Source organism: Parafrankia irregularis, assembly GCF_001536285.1.
Taxonomy (GTDB): domain Bacteria; phylum Actinomycetota; class Actinomycetes; order Frankiales; family Frankiaceae; genus Parafrankia; species Parafrankia irregularis.
On record NZ_FAOZ01000007.1, the window covers coordinates 325,415 to 337,276 of the forward strand.

Consider the following 11,862-nt stretch of genomic DNA (forward strand, 5'->3'; position numbering starts at 1 on the left):
ATCCACACCGAATGCGTGACCTACGCGGGAGGGCTGGAACAAAAGTGCCGGTTATCGACTGGTCGAAACGGGCGTGAACACTTCGGTGCCATGCCCGTTTTGCCTTTTGTCGAGATGGGGGTGCGCTGCCCCCGTGGGTTCACGGACCCCGCGGGGCCCGCGGGGTCCGCGCACCCGAAGGTCTACAACTGGTCGACCGCCGTCACGCGCACGACGGCCGTTCCCGCCTCGTCGGAGGCGGCGAGATCCACCTCGGCGCTGATTCCCCAGTCGTGGTCGCCGGCCGGGTCGTCGAAGATCTGGCGAACCGTCCAGCGGTCGGCGGCGGTGGTGACGAGCAGCAGGCCCGGGCCACGCGCGTCCGGCCCCGTGCCGATCTCGTCGTGCTCGGAGTAGTAGCCCTCCAACGCCTCCTGCCAGGCGTCGGCGTCGAAACCGGCGGCGGCGTCGAGCTCGCCGAGCAGGTCGTGGCGGCGCAACGCGGCCAGCTCCACCCGGCGGAACAGCGCGTTGCGCACCAGCACCCGAAACGCACGGAGGTTCGCCGTGACCGCCGTGGTGCGCTCCACCAGCGCGATCGCCGCGCCGGCGGAGGCGTCGGGGGCGGCGGTCGGATCGCGCAGCGCCTCCCACTCGTCGAGCAGGCTGGAGTCGACCTGGCGCACCAGCTCCCCGAGCCACTCGGTCAGGTCACCGAGCTCCTCGGTGCGGGCCTCCTCGGGCACCGTCTGGCGCAGCGCCTTGAACGCGTCCGCCAGATAGCGCAGCAGCAGCCCCTCGGAGCGGGCCAGACCGTAGAAGTCGACGTACTCCGCGAAGGTCATCGCCCGCTCGAAGATGTCCCGGGCGACCGACTTCGGTGCCAGCTCGTAGTCGTCCACCCACGGGTGCCCGCGCCGGTAGGTGGCCAGCGCGGCGTGCAGCAGCTCGTCCAGGGGCTTCGGCCAGGTGACCTCGTCGAGCAGCTCCATGCGCCGGTCGTAGTCCACGCCCTCGGCCTTCATCGCGGCCACCGCCTCACCGCGGGCCCGGAACTGCTGGGCCGACAGGACCTGACGCGGGTTGTCCAGCGTCGACTCGAGCAGGCTCAGGACGTCGAGGGCGTAGCCGGGGGAGTCGCGGTCGAGCAGCTCGATCGCGGCCAGCGCGAACGGTGACAGCGGCTGGTTGAGCGCGAAGTCCAGCTGCAGGTCGCCGGTGAGCCGAACCGTGCGGCCGGTCTCGTCCGGCGTGTCGAGCTTCTCCACCACCCCGGCGGCGAGCAGCGCCCGGTAGATCGCGATCGCGCGGTGGATGTGCCGGCGCTGCGCCGGGCGCGGCTCGTGGTTGTCGGTGAGCAGATGGCGCATGGCGGTGAACGCGTCACCCGGCCGGCTGACCACGTTGAGCAGCATCGAGTGGCTGACGGCGAACTGGGAGACCAGCGGCTCCGGCTCGGCGGCGACGAGCCGGTCGAAGGTCGGCACGCCCCAGGAGACGAACCCCTCCGGTGGCTTGCGCCGCACGACCTTGCGCCGCTTCTTCGGGTCCTCACCGGCCTTCGCGAGCGCCTTCTCGTTCTCCACCACATGCTCGGGTGCCTGCACGACGACGTTGCCGACCGTGTCGAAACCGGCCCGTCCGGCCCGCCCGGCGATCTGGTGGAACTCCCGCGCGGTCAGGATCCGGGTGCGGGTGCCGTCGTACTTCGACAGCGCGGTGAACACCACGGTCCGGATCGGGACGTTGATGCCGACCCCGAGGGTGTCCGTCCCACAGATGACCTTGAGCAGCCCCGCCTGCGCGAGCAGCTCGACGAGCCGGCGGTACTTCGGCAGCATCCCGGCGTGGTGCACGCCGATACCGTGCCGGACCAGGCGGGACAGCGTCCTGCCGAACCCGGAGGCGAACCGGAACCCGCCGATCATCTGCGCGATCGCGTCCTTCTCGGCGCGGGTCGACACGTTGATGCTCATCAGCGACTGGGCCCGTTCCAGCGCCGAGGCCTGGGTGAAGTGCACGACGTAGACCGGGGCCTGCCGGGTCTCGAGCAGCTCCTCGATCGTCTCGTGCAGCGGCGTGGTGACATACCGGTGGAACAGCGGGACGGGCCGCTGCGCCGAGCGCACGACCGCCGTCGGTCGGCCGGTGCGCCGGGTCAGGTCCTCCTCGAACCTGGTGACGTCGCCCAGCGTCGCCGACATGAGCAGGAACTGGGTGTTCGGCAGCTCGATCAGCGGCACCTGCCAGGCCCAGCCCCGGTCGGGGTCGGCGTAGTAGTGGAACTCGTCCATGACGACCTGACCCACATCCGCCTCCGCGCCGTCGCGCAGGGCGATGTTCGCCAGGATCTCGGCGGTGCAGCAGATGATCGGCGCGGTCTCGTTGACCGAGGCGTCGCCGGTCATCATGCCGACGCTGGCGGCGCCGAACACCGCGCACAGCGCGAAGAACTTCTCCGACACCAGCGCCTTGATCGGCGCTGTGTAGAAGGTGCGCCGGCCCCAGCCGAGCGCGGCGAAGTGCGCGCCGGTCGCCACCAGGCTCTTCCCGCTGCCGGTCGGCGTCGCCAGGATGACGTTCGAGCCGCTGACCACCTCGATGAGCGCCTCGGTCTGCGCCGGGTAGAGGGTCAGGCCCTGGTCAGCCACCCAGGCACCGAACGCGTCGAACAGCGCGTCCGCGTCCGCGGGTGTGTCGGCATCGCGACCGGCCGGCAGCCGCGAGGTCAGCGTCGTGACCGTCGATTCTGTGGCGGGCGAGGTGCTGGCGGGCGGGTCGCTCGCGGGCGAGGCGGCGGGCGAGACGGCGACGGGTGGCTGGCTGTGCTGCGTCATGGTGCTCTCGATCGTGCCGTACGGACCGGCTGGCCGGGGCGGCGGCGTGCCTGCCGGCGCTGGACGGGTTGGCTGTGACGGAGTCGTCACGCTCGTCCCATCTACGGGCGGAGGTCCCCGGCGACCAGGGTCTGTGTCCCGGTGTGTACCGTCCGTTGGTCCCGGCGTGAGATTGCCGCCCCACCTACCGGCATCCGGCGACAGGCCGCTATGTCCTGTTTGCGGTTAGCGTCTGCGAGGTGGATGAGCTCCCTCTGCTCGTCGGGTCGGGTGACATCGCCCGCGCGCTGGGCGTGACCCGACAGGCTGTCGATCACCGTTTGCGCAGTGATCCGGCGGCGCCCGCGGCCGCGGGGGTCGTGAACCGGACCTCTGCCTGGAACGGGACCCGGATCTGGTGGCGTGAGGATGTCGACCGGTGGCTGAACCTGGAGCCCGACCGGTGGCATCGCCTGCTCGCCTCGACCGTGCGGGGCGGGTGATCGGCGGTGGGCTGACCGTCCGGCCGCCGGTGCGTCCACCCGGCACAAGATAGTCAACGGCGTTGACGCCGTCGTGCGTCAATAGATGATCTTTAATTTTCCTCTCCGTCCCGGGACGCGGCCCCGGTGCCCCGCCCCGGGACGGACCGATCCATGCGGGCGCGACGACCTTCCGGAGCCCGCAGGGTCGAGGTCGGGTGGACGCGAACCGGTCCGCACGGCCGCCTACCGGCGATCCCACACCGCGAGCGCCCCCCAGTTCCCCGCAAAACCGGCTCCGTTTCGCCTGGTGGCCCGCAAGGAAGAAGGATTTTGGTCGTTCGGGCGACCAAAATCCTCCGCTCTTGCCACTCGCCGGCCGGGGCCGCCGGTGGCGGTCAGCCGCGGGGCCGCAGCCGGTCCAGCACCGCCGGCAGTTCCTCGACGTGCACCACACCGAGCTGGTTCGTCGGCCGGGTGAGCGCCACGTACAGGTCGCCGGCTCCCCGCGGGGACTCGGCGAGGATCCGTTCGGGCTCCACCACGATGACGGCGTCGAACTCCAGCCCCTTGGCCTCCCGTACGGTGAGCACCACCACCGGGTCCTCCGCGGCGGAGTCCTCACCGGCTGTCCCTGCCGTGCCTGCGGCGTCTGCGCGTGTCGTACCTGTTTCCGCGGTGCCCGGGTCGCCGGAGGCCGCCGGGCCGGCCGCGGCGGAGCCCACCAACCCGGCCAGCTGCTCCCGTCGCGAGGTCGGGACGATCACCGCCAGGCGCCCCCCGCCGCACGCGGCGTGCTCGTCAGCCACCAGCCGGGCCAGCCGCGGCTCCAGATCGGCCTCGGGGACCGCGAGGCGCCAGGGGACGTGCCCGGAGCGGCGCACCGATCGCGGCGCGCGCAACCCACGCCCCTGCATGGCCAGGACGTCGCCGGCCACCGCCATGATCTCCGCGCCGGTGCGGTAGTTCACCGTGAGCCGCTCCAGCACGAAACGCGTGCCGACGTAGGGGGCGAGCACCCGCGCCCACGAGGACGTCCCGGCCGCGTCGCCGGTCTGGGCGACGTCCCCGACGATCGTCATCGACCGGCTGGGGCAGCGCCGCATCACCATCCGCCAGGCCATCGCGGACAGCTCCTGCGCCTCGTCGACGATGACGTGCCCGAACGTCCAGCCACGGTCGGCGGCGGCGCGCTCGGCGGTGCTGCGGGTGTCGATCTCGGCGTGGCGTTCGCCGAAGCGGTCGGCGTCGATCAGGTCGGTGGCCATCAGGACCTCGCCGTCGGGGTCCTCGGTGTCCCCGCGGGAGAGGATGTCGAGGACCCCGCCGGCGTACTCGGCCCGTTCGCGCCGTTCCAGCTGTTCGGCCACCGCGGCGTCGATCGCCAGCCGGGGGTCGTCGCCGAGCAGCTCGGCGGCCTCGTCGAGCAGCGGGGCGTCCGCCGGCGTCCAGCCGCCGCCCGGCTCGCGGCGCAGGGCCGCCCGCTCGGCGGCGGTCAGGTCCGGCGCGGCACGGCGCAGCGCGTCGTCGTCGGCGAACAGGTCGGTGAGCAGGTCCTGCGGGGTGAGCAGCGGCCACAGGCCGTCGATCGCAGCGGCCAGGCGCGGGTCGGAGCTCAGGTCGCGGCGCAGGTCGGCGAGGTCGGCGGCGTCGAGGACCGGCTGGCTGGCCGCCGCGGTCGCCGCCGCCCGGGCCGCGCTCGCCCAGTCGGCGTCGTTGGCCTCGCTGTCGTCGAGGTTGTCACGGGCGGCGTCGGTGTCCGGCCAGAGCATGAAGTCGTCGACGAAGTCCGGTATGTCGACCTCGTCGATGGATGTCTCGTACCGGTCGGCGATCTGGCGGGTCAGCGCGGCGATCACTTCGCGGACGAAAACCGGCCGGGCCAGGTTGTGCGGCCGCCCGGTGAGCCGGGCCGCGGCGCGGGCCGGGACGACGATCGTCTCGTCGAGGCGGGCGACCCCGTCCGCGACGGTGATCTCCAGCGGGATGTCGGGCAGGCGCTGGCGGTCGCGCACCGCCGCGGTCAGGACGTCCACCATCGCCGACCGGCCCTTGACCGCCGCGGCGAGCGTGCTCTCGGGCTGCCGGCCGCGGATCCCGGGGAACAGGTCGCCGATCGTCGACAGCAGCACCCCGGTCTCGCCGAGCGAGGGCAGCACGTGCTCGATGTAGCGCAGGAACGCCGGGTTCGGACCGATGATCAGCACTCCGCGGCGGGCGAGATGCTCGCGGCGGGAGTAGAGCAGGAACGCGGCCCGGTGCAGCGCGACCGTGGTCTTCCCGGTGCCCGGGCCGCCGTCCACGACGAGGATTCCGTCCTGGTCGGAGCGGATGATGCGGTCCTGCTCCGACTGGATGGTCGCGACGATGTCCCGCATCCGGCCGGTGCGGTGCGCGGCGAGGGTGTTCAGCAGCGCGGCCTCGCCGACCAGGGTGCCGCGGGCCACCTCCCCGGACGGGGTCTGTGCGGTCGCGGGGGACGCGGGGGACGCGGCCACGGTGGCCCAGGCCGCCTCCCTGTCCTCGGCCGCCTCCTCGGCTGTGTCCTCGGTGTCCTCGGCGGCGCCCAGGCCGTCGAGGGTGAGCAGACCCAGGACACCGTCGCCGAGCGCGCCGGTGTCGAGGGTCTCGTCGTCGAGGTGGGTCACCCGGCGCCCGACCGTGCGGATGTGGCGCCGGCGGGCGACACCCAGCGGCGTCGCGCCGGTGGCCAGGTAGAACGGGCGCGCGGCCGGCGCGCGCCAGTCGATGAGCAGCGGGTCGTAGTCGGCGTCGGGATCGAGCAGGCCCATCCGGCCGATGTAGCGCCGCTCGCCGTCGGCCAGGTCGAGCCGGCCGAACATCAGCCGGTCGCGGACGGCGTCGACCCGGGTGAGCTGGTCGGCGTGGCGGGCGGCGACCGCGTCGCGGTCGGCCCGGGCGCCGGGCTCGGGATCGTCACGCAGGAGCGCCTCGGCCAGTCCGGCCGCGGCTGTGGCGCGCAGGCCGTCGAGCCGTTCGTGCAGCATGGTCAGGTAGCGTTGTTCCAGGGCCCGCTCGTCATCCGCATCCGCCTTCTGGTCCACCCGGGTCTCGTTGTGGTTCACCCGGGGCTCGTCGCGGGGTTCGAGTGAGTCGGCCGACCTGGCCGGCACCGTTTCCTTTGACAACCCCAGCCCTCTCCGGTTACTATCCCGCGTGGCGCGTTCTTTTTCGTGCGCCCGCGTCCCGGCTCTCAGCTTAGCCCAGGGTCGTTCTTTTCCCGTAGCCACACCCCGCGCAGGCAGGCCGCCGCACGGCCACGCGCGGGCTGGTCCACCAGCAGTGGTCTCCGGACGGCGGTTTTCTCAGCGCACGAGGCGGCTCAGCGCACGAGGCGGCGCAGTGCGGCGCGGGCGATCGGAGCGTAGGCGCGGATCGCCAGCGCGGGCGCGGTGATCCGCAGCCACGCCGAGGTCCCGCCGTCCAGGCAGGCGTCCACGCCGTGGTCGAGTTCGAGCCGCAGCGGGCCGACTCCCACCTGCCAGCTCCAGGTGCGGTCCGTCTCGTCGACCGCGGTGATGACGAACCGGGCCGTCGGCGGGAAGAGCCCGCGGATCCGGCCGCGCAGCCCGGGGAAGATCCGGACCTCGGTGGCCGGCGCCCTGCGGGCGCCCGGCCAGCCCGGGGGAGAGGGAGTGCCGCCGGCGCCGGAGCCCACCGGCACGGCCGCCTGGCGCCGTACGCCGACGGGGACGTCCGCCAGCGTGACGGCGTGGATCTGCGGCGCCCAGGTAGGCCAGGCCGCCGGCACGGCATACCGCTCCCAGCACACCTGCGGCGGCGCCGGCCCGGACGCGTCCAGGAAAACCACGCTCACACCTGCCCACGGTAGGCCGGGTGCGCCCGAACTTCATCCGGCGCCCGCACCCTGCGCATCCACCTGTGGACGTAACGTCGGCATCGCCGTCGAGGTGGTAGCCAGCACGGCTGTGCCCGGCGTGGTCAGCAGCCGAAGGTGTCAGCAGCCGAAGGCGATGGCGGTCACCAGCAGACCGCGGCCGACGACCCACCGCCCGGTGAACCCGGTCAGTTCCTCGCCGGTGGGCAGCGTCGGGCCCGCGACCAGCAGCCTGGCCTGGAACCCGCCCCGCGCCACCAGGCCATCGCCGCCGGCCCCGAAGCCCGGGTCGTCGTCGTGGTCGCCGTCGACGGTGAGGGTCAGGTCGGCGTCACCGAAACCCAGCCATCGGCGGGCGAGGGGGAACCAGGCCTTGTAGACCGATTCCTTGGCGCTGAACAGCAGCCGGTCCCAGGCGACCGCCGGATGTGCCCGCCCCAGCTCGGTGAGTCGGTCCCGTTCGTCGGGCAGCGAGATCTCCCGCAGCACACCGCCCGGGGTCGCCTCGTTCGGCTCGGCGTCGATACCCACGCTGACCGCCCGGCCCGCGACCGTCCGCGCCACGACCGCGGCCCGGTATCCGGCGGTGTGGGTGATGCTGCCGACCACCCCGTCGGGCCACCGCGGTTCGCGGTGCTCACCGGGAAGGATCGGCACCGCGGCCTCTCCCAGCGCCCGCAGCGCCCGGTGCGCGCAAATCCGCCCGGTGGTGAACTCGCGCCGTCGCTTGTCGACGGCGCGGGTCAGGACGGCCGCCTCCGCCGGGAACAGCGCCGCGTCCGGGTCGCCCCCGAAGTCGTCGTCGTACTTCTCCACCGCGGCGAGCGCGGGGTCGCCGGGGCCGGCTGAATCCGCCGACGGCCCGGGCGCCGGCAGGACCGCGCCCAGCAGCACCGCCCCCCCGGCGATGGCGGCGGCGGGGGGGACGGCGCCACTTCCCCGATCACGACGGCCTGTGGACGGCATGGGCGCACGACTCCTCTGCTGCACTGGGCGTCACCGGTGGCTCCACGTCGCCGGTGGTGGCTTCCGCTGGTGGCTTCTGTGACACCTGTGGCTCTTGCGACACCTGCGGGCAACATCATGCCCCTGCTGGGAGAGGGTGAGGGCATGGACGGTTCGGACCTCGTCGCGCGTGACCGTGCGGTCGTCTGGCATCCCTACGGCTCGGTGCGCGACCATGCGCCGCTGTTCGCCGTCGCGTCCGCCCGCGGCGTGCGGCTGACCCTGACCGACGGCCGTGAGCTGCTGGACGGAATGTCGTCGTGGTGGGCGGCGATCCACGGCTACCGCCACCCGGTCCTGGACCAGGCCGTGCGCGACCAGCTGGACCGGATGGCCCACGTGATGTTCGGCGGGCTGACGCACGAGCCGGCGGTGGCCCTGGCCGAGCTGCTCGTCCGGATCACCCCCCCGGGCCTGGACCGGGTCTTCTTCTGCGACTCCGGTTCGGTCTCCGTGGAGGTCGCGATCAAGATGGCGTTGCAGTACCAGGCCGGCCGGGGCCGGCCCGAGCGCACCAGGCTGCTCACGATCCGCCGCGGCTACCACGGCGACACCTCCGGCGCGATGTCGGTGTGTGACCCGGACACGGGCATGCACCACCTGTTCACCGGCCTGCTCGCCCAGCACCTGTTCGCCGCCGCCCCGACCAGTGGCTACAGCGACCCGGTGACCGACAGCGACCTCGCCGACGTGGAGCGGCTGCTCGCCGCCCACCGCGGCGAGCTCGCCGCGGTCATCTGCGAACCGGTCGTGCAGGGGGCCGGGGCGATGCGTTTCTACCCGCCCGGCTGGCTCACGCGTGTGCGTGATCTGTGCGACCGCCACCAGGTCCTGCTGATCGCGGACGAGATCGCGACCGGCTTCGGGCGCACCGGCGAGCTGTTCGCCTGCGACCATGCGGGGATCACACCCGACATCATGTGCGTCGGCAAGGCCATGACCGGCGGCTACCTGACCATGGGCGCCACCCTGTGCACCGAGGAGGTCGCCGACGGGGTGTGCGCCTCCGCGGCGGGCGCGTTCATGCATGGCCCGACCTTCATGGGCAATCCGCTGGCGGCGGCCGTCTCCCGGGCGAGCATCGAGCTTCTGCTCTCCTCGCCGTGGCGGGAGCGGGTGCGGGGGGTGCACGACGCGCTGGCCGACGGCCTCGCCGCGGCCGCCGACCTGCCCGGGGTGGCCGAGGTACGCACCCTCGGCGCGATCGGTGTGATCGAGACCCGTGAACCGGTCGACATGGCGGTCATCCAGCCGCTGCTGGTGGAGCTGGGGGTGTGGGTGCGCCCGTTCGGTCGTCTCGTCTACGCGATGCCACCGTTCGTGATGGAGCCCGCCGAGGTGGCCACGCTGGCGGGGGCCATGGTCGAGGCTGTCGCCGCCACCACGAGCACCACGGGCGTCCCGAGTATCACCCGGTAGGCCCTCGCCCCGGCTTCGGCCGGGTCGGCGACTGTGGTCTTCCTGCTCCCGGCCGGGCGCTCGCCCGGGCCGTCCGCGTCGCCGTGCCAGCCGTCGCCGTCGCGGCGACGGCGCAGGTCAGGTGGTTACCGCGGCGGCCCGCCGGGGCCCGACGCGGTGCCAGGCCGCCGCCCTGCGTCCGCCCGCTGCATATCCGACATCGGGGAACTAGTTGCGGATGCCCGAAGAGCCTTCATACCCTTCGTTCACGGGGTTTCACTGTGTGTAGCGGTCGGCGTGTCGTTGTCGGGTTCCGGAGGGCCCGGACCCGGGGAAGGGGGCGGCACCATCGCCGGCCTGGTCGACGAATGCCCTGAGTGATCTGGATATCGCCGGCAGGCGGGGTGCCGCGGGCGGTGAACGAGAGGGGCCGGGTGCGGATGCCGTTACGACAGATGTCACGACAGATGTCAGGGGGGCCGGGGGCCGGGTACGCCCCTGCGGGCCTGCGGGCCGTGGTGAACGCGGCCCGCCGCGGATGGCGTCGTGGCCGCCTGCCCGCGGGGGCCCCGATCGATCCGCCGCGGGTGTGCGGCCCGCTGGAACCGGCACCATCGCCCGGTGGGCCCGCCGGGCACCCGGCCACCGACCCCACCCTGTGGCCCGCCGAACCACTGCCGCTGGCCGCGGTGGCCCGCTGCCCGGTTCCGGCCGGAGCGCCCTGCCACACCGCGCCCTGCCACACAGCACCGGTAACGACCGCACCGGTCACCACCGCGCCATCCGGCGCAGAGCCGGGCGCGCTGCCCGGCTCGTCTCCCGGCCCACCGTGCCCATCCGCCGGCCCACCGCACAGCGACACGGGGCTGGGCGCATCACTGTTCCTGCGCGCCCGGCCCACCGATCCCGCCCTGGAGCACATCCGCCGCGGCAGCCGCTGCGGGGCACCGGCCCCCCTGCTCCAGGCACTGGTGGTGGATGCCCTGTTCGGGCTCAGCGTTGCCCTGCTCCTCGCCGACGGCGTCATGGGCGCGGGCACAGCGCGGGCCACCGAGCTCGCGACCTTCGCCACCTTCACGGGGCTGGCCGTCCTCACCAGCCTGTTCGGTGCCAGTCCGTTCGGTGCCAGCCTGGCCGGCGCCCCCGGCTGGGCCGGCAGCGCGCGCGGCGAGGACGGCGAGGACACGATCGAGGCCGGCCGGGACGCCTACCCCGCCATGACCACCACCTGGACGCTGCCGGTGGCCCTGTTGCTACCTCCGCTGTACGCGCTGCTCGCGCACGTGCCGCTGTGGCTGGCGGCCGCACCACGGCGCGCCCGACCGGCCCGCCGTGGGCGGACCGGTGGCGACGGCCCTCCCACCCACAGCCTGTTCCACGACAGTGCCGCGCTCGGGATCGCCGGTGCGGCCGCCGCCCTCGCGCACCGTCTGCTCGACCCCGCCGTCGACCCCGGGTCCGCCGACCGGCTCGCCGGGTCAGCCCGCGGCGTCACGGCACTGTTCGCCGCGGTCACCGTCTACCTGGCCGTCGACCGCCTGCTGCGGCCCCGCCGCTGGGCGGCCGGCCGCGACCACACCGCGACAGTGACCGTCCAGCTCTGCGCGGCGCTCGTCCTGGCGGTCGTGTGGGCGGCTAGCCCGGTGCTGCTGGTGATCGCGGTGCCACCGGTGCTTCTGCTGCGTCGCGGGCTCGCCCATGCCGAGCTGCTGTCCGCCGCGCGCACCGATGCCAAGACCCGGCTGGCGACCCTGGGCTACTGGCGGCAGGTGGCAACGGCCGAGACAGCCCGAAGCCACGAGCTCGGGCGGCCACTGGGGGTGCTGCTGGTCGACATCGACCATTTCAAACAGGTCAACGACCGGCATGGCCACATCGACGGTGACGTGGTGCTGCTCGCCGTCGCCGACGCGCTGCGCCACGCGACCCGGCCGCAGGACCTCGTCGGGCGCTTCGGTGGGGAGGAGTTCGTCGTGCTGCTGGTCGGCGTCGACCTCGCGGCCGCGGCCGCCATCGCCGAACGTGTCCGCGACAGCGTCGCGGCCGTCCGCGTCCACCTCGCCCGCGGCGAGCAGCGGGTCACCGTGTCGGTGGGCGTGGCCAGCGGCGCGCCGGCCTCCCACGACGACCACGGGGTTGTCACCGACCTGCTCGAACGTGCCGACGCGGCCCTCTACCGTGCCAAGCGGGAAGGGCGCGACCGGGTGTGCCTCGCCGCGGCGCCGGTCCCCCGGAAGGCACGGCCCACCACCTGATCCGCGGGCCGGGCGCCTGGCCGATCGAGCGGCCAGACGCCCGGCCCGCAGGCAGAGCAGGTCGGGGG

7 protein-coding genes are annotated in these 11,862 nt (G+C 73.6%); 3 read left to right on the top strand and 4 right to left on the bottom strand.

Translation table 11 applies throughout. The features are described 5' to 3' along the window. Window positions 1-182: 182 nt before the first annotated feature. The gene (locus AWX74_RS14290; protein ID WP_091276457.1) at window positions 183-2,816 is read right to left on the bottom strand and encodes a DEAD/DEAH box helicase; all 2,634 of its coding nucleotides are present in this window, start codon (window positions 2,814-2,816) and stop codon (window positions 183-185) included. Between the two features lie 239 nt (window positions 2,817-3,055). Here AWX74_RS14290 and AWX74_RS14295 point away from each other — a divergent pair, with 239 nt between their 5' ends. Then, window positions 3,056-3,298: a hypothetical protein gene (locus AWX74_RS14295; RefSeq protein WP_054570141.1), complete on the top strand. Its 243-nt coding sequence runs from the start codon at window positions 3,056-3,058 to the stop codon at window positions 3,296-3,298. 377 nt (window positions 3,299-3,675) lie between these two features. Here the strand turns inward: AWX74_RS14295 and AWX74_RS14300 are convergent, their stop codons facing one another. From AWX74_RS14300 to AWX74_RS14310, 3 genes are all read right to left on the bottom strand, one after another. After that, on the bottom strand, window positions 3,676-6,426 hold the full coding sequence (locus tag AWX74_RS14300) for a HelD family protein (protein ID WP_091276461.1): 2,751 nt from the start codon (window positions 6,424-6,426) through the stop codon (window positions 3,676-3,678). A gap of 194 nt (window positions 6,427-6,620) precedes the next feature. After that, entirely contained in the window at window positions 6,621-7,115 is a 495-nt protein-coding gene (locus tag AWX74_RS14305; RefSeq protein WP_242666228.1) for an SRPBCC family protein, read from the bottom strand. Between the two features lie 141 nt (window positions 7,116-7,256). After that, a complete protein-coding gene (locus AWX74_RS14310; protein WP_242666229.1) occupies window positions 7,257-8,102 on the bottom strand; it encodes a 4'-phosphopantetheinyl transferase family protein in 846 nt (281 codons plus the stop codon). Between the two features lie 144 nt (window positions 8,103-8,246). Here AWX74_RS14310 and bioA point away from each other — a divergent pair, with 144 nt between their 5' ends. Together bioA and AWX74_RS14320 are read left to right on the top strand one after the other, a co-directional pair. Then, window positions 8,247-9,560: an adenosylmethionine--8-amino-7-oxononanoate transaminase gene (gene bioA / locus AWX74_RS14315; RefSeq protein ID WP_091276464.1), complete on the top strand. Its 1,314-nt coding sequence runs from the start codon at window positions 8,247-8,249 to the stop codon at window positions 9,558-9,560. Between the two features lie 446 nt (window positions 9,561-10,006). Then, complete coding sequence (locus AWX74_RS14320; RefSeq protein ID WP_226930891.1) at window positions 10,007-11,794, top strand: GGDEF domain-containing protein; 1,788 nt, start codon at window positions 10,007-10,009, stop codon at window positions 11,792-11,794. Window positions 11,795-11,862: the final 68 nt, after the last annotated feature.